The following is a 16,752-nucleotide window of genomic DNA, read 5'->3' on the forward strand; positions in this document are numbered from 1 at the left end:
GGCGACATGTCTGTGAACGATCCTCTCGGCGATATGCTGACCCGCATCCGCAACGCACAACTGCGTGGCAAATCCACCGTCCGCACTCCGGCCTCCAAGCTCCGCGCTTGGGTTCTCGACGTGCTGGCTGACGAAGGCTACATCCGTGGTTACGAGCAGACGACGTCTGCTGCCGGCCATCCGGAGCTGGAAATCAGCCTCAAGTACTACGAGGGCACCCCGGTCATCCGCGAGCTGCAGCGCGTCTCGACCCCCGGTCGTCGCGTGTACATGGCCGCGAAAGACGTCCCGTCGGTCCGTCAGGGCCTCGGCGTCTCGATCGTCTCGACCTCGAAGGGCGTGATGTCGGATGCAAACGCACGCTCCGCCAATGTCGGCGGCGAAGTGCTCTGCACCGTATTCTAAGGAGGGCTCAATGTCTCGTATTGGTAAGAAACCGGTCGAGCTTCCCAGCGGCGTTTCGGCGCAGCTGTCGGGCCAGACCATCGAAGTGAAGGGGCCGAAAGGCACCCGTTCCTTCACCGCGACCGACGATGTGACCCTCAAGGTCGAGGACAACCTCGTCACCGTCACCCCGCGTGGCCTCTCGAAGCGCGCGCGCCAGCAGTGGGGCATGACCCGCTCGCAGGTCGCGAACCTCGTGCAGGGCGTGACCGAAGGCTTCAAGAAGGAGCTGGAGATCCAGGGTGTTGGTTATCGTGCGCAGATGCAGGGCAACGTCCTGAAGCTGTCGCTCGGTTATTCGCACGAAGTCAACTTCGAGGTTCCGGAGGGCGTGACTGTCACCGCTCCGAAGCAGACCGAGATCGTTGTGGAAGGTTCCGACCAGCAGCAGGTGGGCCAAGTCGCGGCAAATATCCGCGAATGGCGTGCTCCCGAGCCCTATAAGGGCAAGGGCATCCGCTACAAGGGCGAGTATATCTTCCGCAAAGAAGGTAAGAAGAAGTAAGGAACGCGAAAATGGCAAACAGCAAACGGGATCTGTTCCTCAAGCGCCGCCTGCGCGTCCGGAACAAGCTTCGCAAGATGGCCGCTGGTCGCGCCCGTCTTTCGGTGCATCGTTCGTCGAAAAACATCAGCGTTCAGCTGATCGACGACGTCAACGGTCGCACTCTGGCCGCCGCTTCCACGCTCGAGAAGGATCTCGGTGTGGTCGGCAAGAACAACGTCGAAGCGGCAGCCAAGGTTGGCGCCGCGATCGCCGAGCGTGCGAAGAAGGCCGGTGTCGAAACCTGCTACTTCGACCGCGGTGGCTTCCTGTTCCACGGGAAGATCAAGGCGCTCGCCGACGCAGCCCGCGAAGGCGGTCTGAAGTTCTAAGACTGGTGGGGGACGTTCGCGTCCCCCCGATGATCCGGGCCGCGCCCTTCGGGGCGGGGCACCTGGATTGAGACAAACGGCGTGAGACCACGCCATCACGAGAAGGAATGCCTCATGGCAGAACGTGACAACCGCCGGGGCCGCCGCGACGACCGCGACGAAAACCCGGAATTCGCCGATCGCCTCGTCGCGATCAACCGCGTGTCGAAAACCGTGAAGGGTGGTAAGCGCTTTGGCTTCGCAGCCCTCGTGGTCGTCGGCGACCAGCGTGGCCGTGTCGGCTTCGGCAAAGGCAAGGCCAAAGAGGTTCCGGAAGCGATCCGCAAAGCCACCGAGCAAGCGAAGCGCAACCTGATCCGCGTCCCGCTGCGCGATGGCCGCACGCTGCACCACGACATCGAGGGCCGTCACGGCGCTGGTAAGGTCGTGATGCGCACCGCACCGGAAGGTACCGGGATCATCGCCGGTGGTCCGATGCGTGCCGTGTTCGAGATGCTGGGCGTGAAGGACGTCGTGTCGAAATCGACCGGCACCCAGAACCCCTACAACATGATCCGTGCCACGCTGAACGGTCTGACCCGCGAAGCAAGCCCCCGTCAGGTGGCTGCGCGCCGCGGCAAGAAAGTGGCCGACATCCTCAAGAAGCCCGAGGCCGAGGCACCTGCCGAAGCCACGGAAGCGTAAGGAGAGCGATCAATGGCTACCATCGTCGTCAAGCAGATCGGTTCGCCGATCCGTCGCCCCGCCATCCAGCGTGCCACGCTGAAAGGCCTGGGTCTGGACAAGATGAACCGTACCCGTGAGCTGGAAGATACCCCGGCCGTGCGCGGTATGGTCGCGAAGATCCCGCACCTCGTCGAAATCGTCGAAGAGCGTGGCTGAACCGACCGGTTCATCTGAGTAACGAAGCGCCCCGACCGAAAGGCCGGGGCGTTTTGCATTTGTAGCGCTTGGCTCCTGGCGGGGCAGGTCCGGAGAGGGCGCCCGCGAGTGACGGATCGTCCGCCTGATACGCGTCCTCCAAGGCCGAGAGACGGGCCGCATGTTTCGCCGGAATGAACGCCGCCAGCGGGGGACGCCGAGGCGCCTCCGACCGCGATCACGGTGTTGGTGCCGCTGAAATCCTGTTCCATATCGGCAGTGAAAACGTCTCGCCCTCTCCGGTCTGAGGCGATTGGACATGGTACATCCGCGTATGGCGGTTTTGGGCGAAATTGAGGCCGTCGCGCGCCGCACCCGATAACGGCATGTCATTTCTTTAATATTTATTCACGATTTCCGGAACCGATTGTGACACACTGGGTTGGTTGGATATCGTTGCATCCTGCAATAGGGTGCTGCGCTTCAAGACTGAGGGACGGATCGAGATGTTTGAGAAAATCATGGTTCCGGTCGACCTGCGTCACGTCGAGAAGATGGACAAGACGTTGAGAGTCGCTTCGGAAATCGCAGCGAAACACGACGCGGAAGTCGTTTTCATAGGTGTTACGAGCCAGGAGCCGAGCGAATTCGGCCATAATGCCAAAGAATATGCCGCGAAGCTGGACGCTTTCGCGGATAGTCATGCCAACGAATTCGGGCACAAGGCCTCGGGGAAGGCGGTCGTCGTGCCCGATCCTGCCGTGGATCTCGACAAGACGTTGCTGAAGGTGGCCGACGATCTCGAGGCCGATCTCGTCGTGATGGCCACGCACGTGCCCAACGCGGCCAACTATCTCTTTGCCTCGCATGGGGGACATCTGGCCGCGCACAGCGATGCGTCGGTCTTCCTCGTACGCGGATAAGCGGACCAACATAACCAATAAGGACAGGAGGACGGCATATGGCCGAACCTGAAGAAGTTCAGGGTATCCCTGCCCCCGAAGGGGACACGCAACTCATCGAAACCGATTACGAAATCGGTCAGGACAACCTGGAAGGCCAAGTCGGGCCCTTCGGTTTCGACATTCACAACCCGGTTTTCATGATCTCGGCGCTGACGATCGTGGCCTTCGTCTTCTATGCGCTAGCCCTGCCCGAACAGGCGAGCGAGATCTTCGGCGCAATGCGTCCGTGGCTGACCTCGACTTTCGACTGGTTCTTCATGAGCGCCGCGAACATCTTCGTCATCTTCTGTCTCGCCCTGATCGTCTCGCCCTATGGCGCGGTGCGTCTGGGGGGCACGGATGCCGAGCCGGACTTCACCTATATGGGCTGGTTCGCGATGCTCTTCGCGGCCGGTATGGGCATCGGTCTGATGTTCTTCGGCGTGCTCGAGCCGGTCTATCACATGGCGGTATCGCAGCCGTTGGGCACACCTTCGCCCTTCGATGCGGATGGCAACCTGATCCCGGAGAATGTCGCCCGGGCCAAGGAAATGGGCCTCGCCGCAACGATCTATCACTGGGGTCTGCACCCTTGGGCGATCTACGCGGTCGTGGCGCTCGCGCTGGCGCTGTTCTCCTATAACAAGGGCCTGCCGCTGACGATCCGCTCGGCTTTCTATCCGATCTTCGGTGAGAAGGTCTGGGGCTGGACCGGCCACATCATCGACATCATCGCGGTGTTTGCGACACTGTTCGGTCTTGCGACCTCGCTCGGTTTCGGCGCGCAGCAGGCGAATGCGGGTCTCAATCACGTCTTCGGCGTCCCGATCAACACGACGGTGCAGATCATTCTGATCACCATCATCACCGGCGTTGCGTTGTTCTCGGTGCTGCGCGGCCTCGACGGCGGCGTGAAGCTGCTCTCGGAGATCAACATGGGCATCGCGGCGCTGCTGCTGCTCTTCGTTCTCTTCGCGGGTCCGACCCTGATGATCTTCACCGATTTCGGTCAGGGTCTTCTGGCCTATGCCAAGGACATCATTCCGCTGTCGAACCCGATCGGGCGCACGGATGACAGCTATCGCGACGGCTGGACCGCGTTCTACTGGGCGTGGTGGATTTCCTGGTCGCCCTTCGTCGGTATGTTCATCGCCCGGGTGTCGCGTGGCCGTACCGTGCGCGAGTTCATCATCTGCGTGCTGCTGATCCCCTCGCTCGTCTGCGTGCTGTGGATGGCGGTCTTCGGTGGCGTCGCGATCGACCAGGTTATCTCGGACCCGGCAGGCTCGCTGGTGAAGGCGCAGGTCATCGATAGCTACAACCCGCCGCTGTCGCTGTTCGCGATGCTGGAGGGTCTCCCGCTGACCTCGATCACCTCGGTCATCGCGATCATCCTGGTGATCGTGTTCTTCGTGACCTCGTCGGACTCCGGCTCGCTCGTGATCGACACGATCACGGCAGGCGGCAAGGTCGACGCTCCGGTGCCGCAGCGTGTGTTCTGGGCCACCTTCGAGGGCGCGGTCGCGATCGTGCTGTTGATCGGCGGGGGGCTGAGCGCGCTACAGGCGATGGTGATCTCGACCGGTCTTCCCTTCACGCTGGTTCTGCTGGTGATGTGCTGGGCGATCTGGAAGGGGCTTCGGACCGAGCCTCGGTAAACTGAGTGACACTTGAGACAGAGAGGCGCGCGGGGGGAAACCTCGCGCGCCTTTAGCTATGCGCAGGGCGTCTGGAAACGCGGCGCGACTGCGTATATGACCCGGCGCATGTCTGACGGCGCGACCCTTACTTCTGCGAGCCATATCGCGATTTCCGATCTGGGCCACGATCTCGACGGTCGCCCGGTGCTGGAGGGGATTTCGCTTGAGACCCGTGCCCGCCGCATCGGCGTGGTGGGGCGCAACGGATCGGGCAAATCTACCCTCTCGCGGCTGATGGCCGGGCTGATTGCGCCGAGCCGGGGCAGCCTGCGGATCAACGGCCACGATCTGGCCGCCGACCGCAAGGCCGCGCTGCGCGAGGTCGGCATCCTGTTCCAGAACCCCGATCATCAGATCATCTTCCCCACCGTGATCGAGGAGATTTCCTTCGGGCTGCGCCAGCAGGGGATGAGGAAAACCGAAGCCGAGGCTGCGGCGGAAGAGACACTCGCGCAGTTCGGCAAGGCGGCGTGGCGCGATGCCTATGTCACGACGCTCAGCCAGGGCCAGAAGCAGCTTCTATGCCTGATGGCGGTGAGCGCGATGGCCCCGAACCTGCTGATCCTCGACGAGCCCTTCTCTGGCCTCGACATCCCGACCAAGGCGCAGCTGGGTCGCGCGCTGACGCTCTATCGCGGGACGCTGGTGCAGGTGACCCACGACCCGCGCGAGTTGGAGCATTACGACGAAATCCTCTGGCTCGACCAAGGGCGGCTGCGAATGCATGGCGCGGCGCGCGAGGTGCTGCCCGCCTATGTCGAAGAGATGACCCGCGCGGGAGAGGCCGATGATATCGCTCAGCTCTCCCGTTAAGACCGCCGCCCATGACTGGCCTGCGGGTTTGAAACTCGCAGCGCTCTGCCTCGCGACCGTGGGTCTGTTCTATATCGAAAGCCCGCTGATCCTCGCGGGCGTCGTCACGGCGATCCTGATCGCCTATGCCTTGCCCGGTCGCGCCTTCCTGCGCGCGGGCCTGTCGGCGCTGAAGCTGCTCTGGCCGTTTATCGTCATCGTCGCGATCTGGCAGATGGTGATCGGCGAGATCGCGGAAGGCGCGGTGATCGTGATGCGGATGATCTCGGCGGTGGCGCTGGCGAACCTCGTGTCGATGACGACGCGGCTCAGTGATATGATCGCGGTTGTGCGCTGGCTCACGACACCGTTGCGCCGCTTCGGGCTGTCGACCGCCGCGCTAGAGATCGCGATCGCTTTGGTGATCCGCATGGTGCCGGTGCTGACCAACAAGGGTGCGCGCCTGACCGAGAGCTGGCGCGCCCGGGCCACGCGGCGGCCGAGCTGGCGGCTGGTGCTGCCCTTCACGCTTCTTGCGCTTGACGATGCCGACCATGTCGGCGATGCGCTACGGGCCCGGGGAGGGCTCACATCCGAGAGGGAGACTTGAGATGGAAAAGAATGTCGCGCTGATCGCGCTGTTTGCGGCCCTGATCGCGGTACTCGCGCTGATCCCGAAGATCACGCTGGGCTTCGGTGTGCCGATCACGGCGCAGAGCCTTGGGATCATGCTGGCCGGCGCCGTGCTGGGCTCGAAGCGTGGTGCTCTGGCGGTCCTGCTGTTCCTGCTGCTGGTGGCCGTTGGTCTGCCGCTGCTGGCCGGCGGTCGTGGGGGCCTCGGCGTCTTCTTCGGTCCGACGGGCGGGTTCCTGTTCAGCTGGCCGCTGGCCGCGTGGCTGACTGGCTTCGTCGTCGAGAAATGGCGCTCGGTTCCGCTGGGCGCATCGGTCTTCGTGGGCTCGATCCTTGGTGGGATCGTGTTGTCCTACGCGATGGGAATCGTCGGGCTGTCGCTTGCGCTCGGCAAGAGCCTGATCGAAAGCACCTCGCTAATGGTCGTCTTCATCCCCGGCGATCTGATCAAGGCGCTGATCGTTGCGGCGCTGACCGTCTCTCTGGCCCGCGCACGGCCTTCCAGCGTCCTGTCGCGGAACTGAGGGACGCGGCGTGGCACTGCTTCTGATCCATACGGGCGGGACGATCGGCATGGTCGCCTCTGATGCGGGTTTCGTACCGCAGCAGGGCGTGGTCGAGGATTTCCTCGCGACCCTGCCCGAGGGGCGCGAGGTTGAGACCCTACGTCTCGATCCGCTGATCGACAGCGCCAATGCCACACCCGCCGATTGGGATCGGATCGCCGAGACCATCGCCGCGCATCACGACCGTTGCGACGGGGTGATCGTGACCCACGGCACCGATACGCTCGCCTATACGGCGGGGGCTTTATGCTTCGCGCTCGAAGGGCTGGGCAAGCCGGTGATCGTGACCGGCTCGATGCTGCCGCTTTCGGTCGAGGGCAATGACGGCGCGCGCAATCTGCGCGACGCGATTGCGGCGGCGCGGACAGCTACGCCAGGCATATGGGTGCAATTCGCCGGACGCCTGTTGCACGGCGCGCGGGTCCGCAAAAGCCACTCGCGCGCTTTCGATGCCTTCGCCGCCGATCCTTCCGACATCCCGCCCTGCCAGCCGGGGCCGCGCCTGATCCGTCATCCGGTCAGGCCCGCGCGGATCGCCGTTCTGGCCGTTGCGCCGGGGGCGGAGGAGAGCCTGCTCGACCATGCAGCCAAGACCTGTGACGGTCTGGTGCTGCGCTGCTACGGCTCGGGGACTGCGCCCGACACGCCCGGCCTGCGCGCGGCGCTTGCCACGGCGCAGGCCCGCGCGGTCCCGGTCATCGGGGTCAGCCAATGTCCCGAGGGAGGGATGGCGCTCGGCACCTATGCGGCGGGGGCGGTCCTGCGCGATCACGGGGTGATCGACGGGCGCGACATGACGCCGGAGTCGGCCTATACAAAGCTCTCCCATGTCCTTACGTTCGACGACCCGCAGACGCGGGCGGCGCGCCTCTCCCGGTCGCTCTGCGGAGAATACACGCCCTGAGACTTGGGGCTCACGCCGGTTTTTCGGAACGCCTTCGCCCGTCCTCCCGTTAGGAGAGCGAACCCCGAAAAGGAGCACCCCCATGGCGGAAGGCAATAACAAGCCGAAATCTTCCAATTCGAAAGCGTCGAGCCAGAAACGGTCGCGCAAGGCCACCGGGGTTGCGCCCGTCCAACAGCTCCAGAGCCGCGTCGAGGCCTATCGCGAGCTCGCCGAGGCCTATGTGAAATACCCCTGCGTGATGCGTCCGGGCGATCTGACCGGGCTTGCGCGTCGCCTGCATGTGCGCTCGACGATCATCGAGGACCACGCGGTGCGCATCGACGAGAAGGCCGAGGGCGCGAGCGAGAAATTCGAGGAACTGGCGGATTCGCTGTTCTCCTTCTTCCGCGGCACGTCGCTGCTGTTTCACCGCGACATGCTGGGCGAGGATGAGCGGATGCCGACGGTGCTCGCGCTCGGGGATGTCCATCCGGAGAATTTCGGGATCATGCCCAATGCCGATAACGTGCCGATCTTCGGCGTGAACGATTTCGACGACGTGCTCTACGGGCCCTTCACCTGGGATCTGAAGCGCGGCATCACGGGCTTTCTGATCGCCGCCAAGGAAGAGGGAGACCAGAAGAAGAAGCACCGTGAGAAGATCGTGCGCAAATTCGTCGAAGGCTATCGTGACGGGATGGAATTCTATGCCCGCCACGACAAGGAGGCGAGCCAGCAGATGCGCCCCGATAACAGTCCGAAAGTGATCCGGCGGATGTTCAAGAAGGCGCGCAATAGTCGGAAGGAATGGCTCTGGGATCGCTATCTCAACGAGACCGGGCGGGGCTTCCGGGCGAATGACGAACTGACGCCGATCTCCAGTCGGATCTCGGAGTTTCAGGGTTACATCAACGACGTGGCCAAGCAGAACGGGATCGATCCCGGTGGGCGCGCCGGGCAGCTGAAGGTGAAGGATGTGTGCATCCGCCATGGGCAGGGCACGGCCTCGCTGGGGCTGCCGCGCTACTATTGCCTGATCGAAGGTCCGAGCAAGAATGCCAGCGACGATCTGATCATCGAGTTCAAGCGTGCCCGGCAGTCAGCGCTCGAAGGTCTGGTCCCGGAGAACGATTTTGTCGCCGGTGAAAAGGGCGACCGGATCGCGCATGGCCAGCGGGTGCATCTGGCGCATGGCGATGTCTTCTACGGCAGCGTGGAGATCGACGATATGAGCTTCATGTCGCGCGAACGTGCACCGTTCCGCGACGATATCGACCTCGACGATCTGTCGAAGGACAGCTGGCGTGACTATGCCCATGCCTGCGGGCAGGCGCTGGCGCAGGCCCACGCGCGCTCCGACGATGCGGGCGAGCTGGACTACCGGATCGAGCCGCGCATCATCGAGGCGATGCAGCCCTTCGATCTGTTCGTCGACGATCTGCTGTGTTTCGGGCGAGAGGCGGTGAAGCGCCTCAAGCGTGACCACAAGTTCTTCAAGATGGATCTGAAACGCGGCGCTTTCGACATGACGCAGAAGCACTACCGCTAAACTCTCGTACTCGCGTTGACACGGTCTCCCCAGACGGGCTCCCCAGACGGGGCGGCCGTTTCCCAATGAGCGCAGCTAGTCGCGTGACGGCGGTGTCGTGCTTGCGCGAGCGCCTTCCTGTCGTTACTCCGCGATTATGGCGGTGAAGCGTACGACATTGATGGATGTGGCGCGGGCGGCGGGCGTGTCCCGCGCGACGGCCTCGCTCGTCATTCGCGGCTCGGACCTCGTGGCGGCAAAGACGCGCGAGAAGGTCGAGAAGGTCATCGCCGAGCTCGACTACGTGCCCAATAGCGGCGCGGCACGTCTGCGCAGTCAGAAAAGCCGCACTATCGGCGTGATCATTCCGAACCTCGTGAACAGCTTCTTCTCGGAATTCGTCGAGGGGATCGAGGCCGAGCTGGACGAGCAGGGCTATCAGGTCATGCTCGCCAGTTCGCGGGACGATCCGGAACGGCAATCGGGTCTGCTCCGCCGGTTGCGCGAGCATGACGCGGAGGGAATCATCCTGTTTCCCGCCGAAGGGACCGAGCCGGATACGATAGAGAAGCTGGTCGCGGCAGGGGTGCCGCTGGTGCAGGCGATGCGCCACGTGGGCCGCGATCTCAGCGATTTCGCAGGCTCAGATCACGGCCTCGCGGTGCGGCTGAGCGTTCGGCATTTGCGCGATCTCGGCCATCGACGGATATCCTTCGTCGCGCTCGCGGGGGAGGTTTCCACGCGGGATGAACGTCTCGCGGCCTTCGAGGAGGAGATGCGGGCTCAGGAGCTCATCAATGCTGGGGTGATCGACGTGCCGCTCGCATGGGATGGCTCGCCGCAATCGGCCGCGATGCTGATGGCGCTCGAGCCACGCCCGACCGCAGCGATCTGCTTCAACGACATCCTCGCCTCGGGCCTGCTGCGGGGACTGTTCGATCTGGGACTGATGCCCGGCCGCGATCTTTCGGTGGTGGGCCACGACAACCTGTCCTTCATCGATCTCGGTGCGCCGCCGCGCCTGACCACAGTGCAGGTCTTCCCGCGCCAGATCGGCGCGGCTTCGGCGCGCCTGCTGCTGCGGCGGATCGCAGATCCGGGCGCAGAGCGGAAAACCGAGATCGTGACGCCGCGCCTGCGGGTGCGCGACACCACCGGTCCCGCCGACTGATCCCAGCTTACCCCGACGTCTTTCACTCACGCATCCGTGATTTGCGACTCGTAATTTAGATCGTTCTAATTAGATCGATCTAAATGAGCATGCCCGACCGTTGAGGAGCGCGAGGGCATGTGGTTACACGCAGGGAGGCGACGTGTATCACTTCAACTTCACGCCCGTATTCGAGAACCTGGACCTGCTGCTTTACGGCGCATGGCTGACCATCCGCCTGTCTTTCGCGGCGATGCTTCTGGGCCTGATCGTGTCGGTTCTCGGGGCTGCTGCGCGCACCTCGCATTCGAAGGTGCTGCACGCGATCGTCGGCGCCTATGTCGAGATCATCCGCAACACGCCCTTCCTCGTGCAGATCTTCTTTCTGTATTTCGGGCTGCCCGCGATCGGGATTTCTCTCGATCCGAATGTCGCGGCGCTGATCGCTCTGGTGATCAATGTCGGCGCGTACGGGACCGAAATCACCCGCGCCGGGATCGAATCCGTGCCCCATGGCCAGATCGAGGCAGGGCGCGCGCTGGGTCTCGGGCCGATTCAGATTTTCCGCTACGTGATCCTGAAGCCGGCGCTGCGCAACGTCTATCCGGCGATGACGAGCCAGTTCATCTACCTGATGCTGACCTCGTCGGTCGTCTCGACGATCTCCGCGAACGATCTGGCCTCGGTAGGGGCGGATCTGAACGCCAAGACCTTCGCCAGCTTCGAGATCTACCTCGTCGTGACCGCGTTCTACCTCGTTCTCTCGCTACTGTTCTCGGGCCTCTTCAAGCTCGTCCAGAACGCCATTTTCAACTATCCTGCGAGCCGCTGACATGATCCGCCAATTCGGTCCCTCCGACATCCTGTTCATCATTGAGGCCGTGCGCTGGACGCTTCTGCTGTCGGTCATCGCCTTCATCGGCGGCGCAATCGGCGGGCTGTTCGTGGCACTCGCGCGCAGCTCGGGCTCGAAGGCTCTGCGCCGTATCAGCGCCGGGTTCATCCGGATCTTCCAGGGCACCCCGCTCCTGATGCAGCTGTTCCTGTTCTATTTCGGTCTGACCGTGCTGAACCTGCCGATCAACCCGCTGCTGGCGGCGGCGATCGCGCTGACCTTCCATGCCAGCGCCTATCTGGGCGAGATCTGGCGCGGCTCGATCGACGCGGTGCCGTCGGGGCAGACCGAGGCCGCGACTGCGCTTTCGCTGAGCTATCGCGACCGGATGCAGCATGTGGTTCTGCCGCAGGCGGCGCGGATCGCCGTAGCCCCGACCGTCGGCTTCCTTGTGCAGCTGATCAAGGGCACCTCGCTGACCTCGATCATCGGCTTCACCGAGCTGACGCGCGCCGGTCAGATCGTCAACAACGCGACCTTCGACCCCTTCGTGGTCTTCGGGCTGGTGGCCGCGATCTACTTCATCATCTGCTGGCCGCTGTCGCTTTATGCGCGCCGGCTGGAAGGGCGGATGCGCCTCGCATTCACCCGCTGATTTTTCACCCGCTTCAGGTTTAGGAGGAGTAAAACATGAAGTTTCTCAAGACAGTCGCAACGGCGGCCCTGACGGTCGGCGCATTGATGGCAGGCCACGCGCAAGCCACCACGCTCGATCAGGTCGAGAAGGCCGGCGTGCTCAAGGTCGGCATGCTCGTCGATTTCCCGCCCTTCGGTCTGATGGGCACCAGCGGCAAGCCCGAAGGCTATGACGCGGATACCGCCAAGGCGCTTGCCGACTACCTGGGCACCAAGATCGAGATCGTGCCGGTGACCGGCCCGAACCGTATCCCCTACCTGCTCTCAGGTCAGGTCGATGTGCTGGTCGCCTCGTTGGGCATCACGCCAGAGCGCGCCAAGCGGGTCGATTTCTCGCGCCCCTATGCCGGGATCGAGATTATGGTCTACGGCAAGAAAGAGGAAAAGGTCTCGAAGCCGGCTGATCTGTCTGGTGAATCGGTCGGCGTCGTGCGTGCCTCGACGCAGGACGCGGGCGTGACCAAGGTCGCTCCCGACGACACCACGATCCGCCGCTTCGACGACGACGCGGCCGCAGTGCAGGCACTCCTCTCGGGGCAGGTGCCGCTGATCGGTGTGTCCAACGTCGTGGCCGCGCAGATCGCGAAGGCTGCGCCAGGTCGCTTCGACGAGAAGTTCCCGCTTTCGAGCCAGGTCCAGGGCATCGCGGTCGAGCCGGGCGCCGACAAGCTTCTGGCCAAGATCAACGCGTTCGTCGGCTCCGCAATGAAAGACGGCACGATGGACAAGATCTCGCAGCAGTGGCTGGCGACGGACATCCCCGATTTCGTCCGCAACGGATCGGCCGAGGAAGCCGCGACACCGAAATCGGCCTCGAACTGATCTCACCCCACATCCGGCGCAGCCCCGCGCTGCGCCGGGTCACCCTACAAGGCATCCCATGACACAAGCACAGCAGCCCGCCGTCGAGATGCGCGGCGTCACCAAGTTCTTCGGTGCGTTTCAGGCGCTGAAGTCGATCGATCTGACGGTCGAACAAGGCGAGCGGATCGTGATCTGCGGTCCGTCCGGCTCCGGCAAGTCGACCCTGATCCGCACGCTCAACCAGCTCGAAGAGATTCAGGATGGCACGATCACCGTCGACGGGATCGAGCTGACGGCAGGCGGCGAGAACGTCGCCAAGGTGCGCCGCGAAGTCGGGATGGTCTTCCAGCAATTCAACCTGTTTCCCCACCTGACCGTGCTGCAGAACTGCACGCTCGCGCCACTCAAGACGCGGCGGGCGGACAAGGCCGGGGCGGAGGCGACCGCGCGCAAGTATCTGGAGCGCGTGAAGATCCCCGAGCAGGCGGACAAATTTCCCGCCCAGCTTTCGGGCGGTCAGCAGCAGCGGGTCGCGATTGCGCGGGCGCTCTGCATGGAGCCGCGGATCATGCTGTTCGATGAGCCGACCTCGGCGCTCGATCCCGAGATGGTCAAGGAGGTGCTCGACACGATGATCGACCTCGCCCGTGAAGGCATGACGATGCTCTGCGTGACCCACGAGATGGATTTCGCCCGTGCCGTCGCCGACCGCGTGATCTTCATGGAGCAGGGCGCGATCATCGAAGAGGGGCCGCCGGCAGAGTTCTTCGGCAATCCGAAGTCGGAGCGTCTGCGCAACTTCCTGGGGCAGATCTCATGAGTGATGATGCCAAACCCTCCCCGTCGATCCTCGCGCTGATCGAACTGAAGCCCGCCGACATGATGGAAGCGTTCTGTGCCGAGCATCCGGTCACCCGTGACGCCACAGCGCGCGAGGGCATCGAGATCGTGCTGACCAGTGGCGCGCGCGGCCTCTCCGGCGAGGAGATCGCCGAATTTCCCGACCTGCGTCTGATCGCGGTCAATGGCGTCGGCACCGATGCGGTCGATCTGGATGCGGCGGCCGCGCGCGGCATCCATGTGACGACCACGCCCGACGTGCTGTCGGAAGCGGTGGCCGAGCTGGCGCTGGGTCTCGCTATCTCGGTGCGGCGGCGGATCGGCGAGGGCGAGCGGTTGCTTCGCTCGGGCGGCTGGTCGAACGGGCAGAAACCGCGGCTCGGTCAGGCGCTGACCGGTTGCCGTGCGGGTATTCTCGGCTATGGCCGGATCGGGCGCGCACTGGCGGACATGCTGCGCGCGCTGGGGGTTGATGTGATCTATCATGCCCGCAAGCCCCATGATGACGCCCCCGAGGCATGGCGCCCCGACGCCCGGACGCTGGCCGCCGAAAGTGACGTCCTGTTCGTCACGCTCTCGGCCACGCCTGAGACGCGGTATATTGTCGATGCGCCGGTGTTGGAGGCGCTCGGCTCCGAAGGCACCTTGGTCAATGTCGCGCGCGGCTCGGTCGTCGACAGCGCGGCGCTGGCTGCGGCCTTGCATGGCGGCACGCTCGGCTCTGCCGCGCTCGATGTATTCGAGGTCGAACCTGTCGCGCCCGATGGGGCGGAGGACGGTCTTTTGCGCGCGCCGAACACGCTTTTCACGCCACATATCGCTTCGGCCACGAACGAGGCGCGACGCGCGATGGCGCAGCTGGTGATCGCGAATATCGACGCCTATCTGGCCGGAGCCCCGCTTCCGAGCCCGGTAGGGCCCGCCTGATCGGAGCCTTGCATGCTGGACTTTCTCTGCATCGGCGAGCCTCTCGCCGAGTTCACAAACGACCCTGCAACGCCCGATCTGTTCCACCGCCGGCTTGGGGGCGACACGCTGAATGCGGCGATCTACCTCGCGCGGCTGCGGCCCGATCTGCGGGTGGGCTACCTTTCGCGGCTCGGTTCGGACGGGATGAGCCGCTGGATGCGCGATACGATCGCGCAGGAGGGGGTCGAGATCGAGGCAATCGGGTCCGAGGCCGATGGCAGCCCGGGGCTGAGCTTCATCGCCACCGATGCCACGGGCGAGCGCAGCTTTACCTATTGGCGCGATCAGGCGCCGGCGCGCCGGATGTTCGGCGCCGACGGGGAGGAGGTCGCGGCGCTCGGTCAGGCACGCGTCCTTTTGTTCTCGGGCATCACCTTGGCGATCCTTCCCGACACGGCGCGCAGCCGTTTGCTGGCGGAGTTGGACGCGCTGCGCCAGCGCGGGATCACCGTCGCCTATGACACGAATTATCGCCCGCGGCTCTGGCGCGACCGGGCCGAGGCGGCGGAGTGGACTGAGCGCGCCTTGGCGGTGACGAGCCTCGCGCTGCCCTCGCTCGACGATCTCGCGGCGCTCTGGAACGAGACCGACCCCGAGGCGATCATGGCGCGCTGCGAGAAACACGCAGCGGGCGCCATCGTACTGACGACGGGCGGCGGCGCGGTGCTCGCGCGCGACGCATCGGGGGCGACGCTGCGCGTTGCGCTGCCCGATCCCGTCGCGGCTGTCGACACGACTGCGGCAGGCGACAGTTTCGATGCCGCTCTCCTCTCGGCCCTGCAGCGCGGTAAAACGCTGGAGGCCGCAATTCTCGACGGTGCGCGTCTCGCAAGCCGAGTCGTCCGTCATCCCGGCGCGATCATCCCGCGCGATGCCATGAAAGAAGAGGTTGCACACCATGCAGCGTGACCAGATCGCAAGCGCCGCAGAGGCGCTGGCTGCCGCGAATGACGGCGAGACGCTCGAGGCGCTGACCCCGCTGCCGGTCACGCCGGCGGAAGCCTATGCCGTGCAGGCCGAGAGCCTGCGCCATCTCGGCCCCGTGGGGGGGTGGAAACACGCGCTGCTGGGCGGGCAGGACCTGTCCTGCGCCCCGGTTCTGGGTCGCGCGATCCATCGCTCGGGTGCGACCCTTGCCGTCGCGCCCCATGCGCGGCTCGAACTGGAAATCGCGGTGCGGCTGCGTGCCGATATTTCGCCCGAGGCCAAATCTCACGAGATTCTGGAAGCGATCGGCAGCGTTCATGTCGCCTTCGAAGTGCTCCAGTCGCGCTTCACCACGCTCGAAAAGCAGCCGCCGCTGGCACAGATGGCGGATCGGTTCTCGAACCGGGCGATCGTCATGGGAGATGAGATGCCCGATTGGCAAACCCGTGACCTCTCGCGCCTGCCGCTTGCGATCGGCGCGCCTGCCGAGCCGCCTGAAATGGCCGCTGGGATGTCACTTTCCGAGATCGTGTCCTTCCTCGGCTTCCTCGCCGAGCGCGCCACCGTGATCGGGCCGGGGCTGCGGGCGGAGCATTGCATCGTCACCGGCGCGCGCATCGGCCCGCAGCCTCTGCCGGTGGGGGTGCAGCTGCACGGGGGGCTCGAAGGCTGTCAGGTTTCGCTGACCACGTGCGCGCTCTGAAAACTCATCGGTTTGACGGAGAGATAGCCGGCCCTGCTTCGAAAGAGGCGGGGCCTTCGTATTCCGCCCTCGTCGCCGCGATCGGGGGCAGGCTCTGTCGGGAGTCGCCCCGTGGGCGAAAACTGAATTTTTCGGGGAAAGGTGGAGGCGAGTACCGCTACCACATGCCATTGATTTCAAATGGAAAAGCGGATCGTCTACCCGCGAAAGTACCCGCAATTTCGATGGGTTCTACGCTATTTTCGCCGCTGTTGCCGCGCAGCCACGGATTTGCCTTCAAACAAGATAGACTACAGCCGATCTTCTGTCACGCAGAGGCGCTGGGTTGTGGGCGATGTTAGGACCCTGTCCATGTGGGCAGTCTAGGCTCGACCTGTCGGTCTGTACGCGTTTTCAGATTTGCTAAGGACAATCCTACTGGAGGAAAATTTAAATCGCGAGATTTTCGGGAGTCGGAGTTGCCGCCCAGCGCGTCCCACACCCAGAAGGACCCAGAGCCAAGATGTTGTGTAAGCTATCTCGCGCCGCGCTGCTTCCTCCAATTTCTAAAGCACCCGAAGACGAGATTGACGGATTGAGTTGAGTCTATTGGGTGATC

Annotated in this window: 20 protein-coding genes; all 20 read left to right on the forward strand. The window is 64.1% G+C overall.

All coding sequences use genetic code 11. The annotated features are described in order from the left end of the window. Positions 1-6 precede the first annotated feature (6 nt). The 20 genes from rpsH (at position 7) to B6V75_RS08990 (ending at position 16,154) form a co-directional block, all read left to right on the forward strand. Positions 7-405 carry a 30S ribosomal protein S8 gene (gene rpsH, locus B6V75_RS08895; RefSeq protein WP_088719470.1) on the forward strand — a complete coding sequence of 133 codons (399 nt, stop codon included), beginning with the start codon at positions 7-9 and terminating at the stop codon, positions 403-405. Between the two features lie 10 nt (positions 406-415). After that, positions 416-949 carry a 50S ribosomal protein L6 gene (gene rplF, locus B6V75_RS08900; protein ID WP_075773855.1) on the forward strand — a complete coding sequence of 178 codons (534 nt, stop codon included), beginning with the start codon at positions 416-418 and terminating at the stop codon, positions 947-949. Positions 950-960: 11 nt separating this feature from the next. Beyond that, positions 961-1,320 carry a 50S ribosomal protein L18 gene (rplR, locus tag B6V75_RS08905; protein ID WP_075773856.1) on the forward strand — a complete coding sequence of 120 codons (360 nt, stop codon included), beginning with the start codon at positions 961-963 and terminating at the stop codon, positions 1,318-1,320. 114 nt (positions 1,321-1,434) lie between these two features. Beyond that, on the forward strand, positions 1,435-2,004 hold the full coding sequence (gene rpsE, locus B6V75_RS08910; RefSeq protein ID WP_075773857.1) for a 30S ribosomal protein S5: 570 nt from the start codon (positions 1,435-1,437) through the stop codon (positions 2,002-2,004). A 12-nt stretch (positions 2,005-2,016) separates the two neighbouring features. Further along, positions 2,017-2,202, forward strand: a complete 186-nt coding sequence (gene rpmD / locus B6V75_RS08915) for a 50S ribosomal protein L30 (protein WP_075773858.1) — start codon at positions 2,017-2,019, stop codon at positions 2,200-2,202. Between the two features lie 485 nt (positions 2,203-2,687). Further along, positions 2,688-3,104, forward strand: a complete 417-nt coding sequence (locus B6V75_RS08920) for a universal stress protein (protein WP_075773859.1) — start codon at positions 2,688-2,690, stop codon at positions 3,102-3,104. 38 nt (positions 3,105-3,142) lie between these two features. Then, positions 3,143-4,783 (forward strand): BCCT family transporter, encoded by a 1,641-nt coding sequence (locus B6V75_RS08925; protein ID WP_075773860.1) that lies wholly within the window; start codon positions 3,143-3,145, stop codon positions 4,781-4,783. Between the two features lie 108 nt (positions 4,784-4,891). Next, complete coding sequence (locus B6V75_RS08930; protein WP_233242999.1) at positions 4,892-5,638, forward strand: ABC transporter ATP-binding protein; 747 nt, start codon at positions 4,892-4,894, stop codon at positions 5,636-5,638. Beyond that, positions 5,613-6,227 (forward strand): energy-coupling factor transporter transmembrane protein EcfT, encoded by a 615-nt coding sequence (locus tag B6V75_RS08935; RefSeq protein WP_088719472.1) that lies wholly within the window; start codon positions 5,613-5,615, stop codon positions 6,225-6,227. Before B6V75_RS08930 ends, B6V75_RS08935 begins: the two co-directional genes overlap by 26 nt. 1 nt (position 6,228) lies before the next feature. Beyond that, positions 6,229-6,774, forward strand: coding sequence for a biotin transporter BioY (locus B6V75_RS08940; RefSeq protein ID WP_075773862.1), 546 nt, complete (start codon positions 6,229-6,231; stop codon positions 6,772-6,774). Positions 6,775-6,784: 10 nt separating this feature from the next. Beyond that, positions 6,785-7,720 carry an asparaginase gene (locus B6V75_RS08945; protein ID WP_088719473.1) on the forward strand — a complete coding sequence of 312 codons (936 nt, stop codon included), beginning with the start codon at positions 6,785-6,787 and terminating at the stop codon, positions 7,718-7,720. Positions 7,721-7,802: 82 nt separating this feature from the next. After that, positions 7,803-9,251, forward strand: coding sequence for a DUF2252 family protein (locus B6V75_RS08950; RefSeq protein ID WP_075773864.1), 1,449 nt, complete (start codon positions 7,803-7,805; stop codon positions 9,249-9,251). 136 nt (positions 9,252-9,387) lie between these two features. Beyond that, a complete protein-coding gene (locus B6V75_RS08955; RefSeq protein WP_088719474.1) occupies positions 9,388-10,401 on the forward strand; it encodes a LacI family DNA-binding transcriptional regulator in 1,014 nt (337 codons plus the stop codon). Between the two features lie 142 nt (positions 10,402-10,543). Further along, positions 10,544-11,212, forward strand: coding sequence for an amino acid ABC transporter permease (locus B6V75_RS08960; protein ID WP_088719475.1), 669 nt, complete (start codon positions 10,544-10,546; stop codon positions 11,210-11,212). A gap of 1 nt (position 11,213) precedes the next feature. Then, on the forward strand, positions 11,214-11,870 hold the full coding sequence (locus tag B6V75_RS08965; protein WP_075773867.1) for an amino acid ABC transporter permease: 657 nt from the start codon (positions 11,214-11,216) through the stop codon (positions 11,868-11,870). A gap of 35 nt (positions 11,871-11,905) precedes the next feature. Continuing rightward, positions 11,906-12,733, forward strand: a complete 828-nt coding sequence (locus B6V75_RS08970; RefSeq protein ID WP_088719476.1) for a transporter substrate-binding domain-containing protein — start codon at positions 11,906-11,908, stop codon at positions 12,731-12,733. 58 nt (positions 12,734-12,791) lie between these two features. Continuing rightward, positions 12,792-13,535: an amino acid ABC transporter ATP-binding protein gene (locus B6V75_RS08975; RefSeq protein WP_075773869.1), complete on the forward strand. Its 744-nt coding sequence runs from the start codon at positions 12,792-12,794 to the stop codon at positions 13,533-13,535. Further along, the gene (locus tag B6V75_RS08980) at positions 13,532-14,482 is read left to right on the forward strand and encodes an NAD(P)-dependent oxidoreductase (RefSeq protein WP_088719477.1); all 951 of its coding nucleotides are present in this window, start codon (positions 13,532-13,534) and stop codon (positions 14,480-14,482) included. The genes B6V75_RS08975 and B6V75_RS08980 overlap by 4 nt, the downstream gene beginning before the upstream one ends. A 12-nt stretch (positions 14,483-14,494) precedes the next feature. Continuing rightward, positions 14,495-15,433, forward strand: a complete 939-nt coding sequence (locus B6V75_RS08985) for a sugar kinase (RefSeq protein ID WP_233242998.1) — start codon at positions 14,495-14,497, stop codon at positions 15,431-15,433. Continuing rightward, on the forward strand, positions 15,423-16,154 hold the full coding sequence (locus B6V75_RS08990; RefSeq protein WP_088719478.1) for a hypothetical protein: 732 nt from the start codon (positions 15,423-15,425) through the stop codon (positions 16,152-16,154). Before B6V75_RS08985 ends, B6V75_RS08990 begins: the two co-directional genes overlap by 11 nt. Positions 16,155-16,752 lie beyond the last annotated feature (598 nt).

Origin of the sequence: Thioclava sp. F1Mire-8, assembly GCF_002213165.1 — a bacterium.
In the GTDB taxonomy this organism is placed as follows: domain Bacteria; phylum Pseudomonadota; class Alphaproteobacteria; order Rhodobacterales; family Rhodobacteraceae; genus Thioclava; species Thioclava nitratireducens.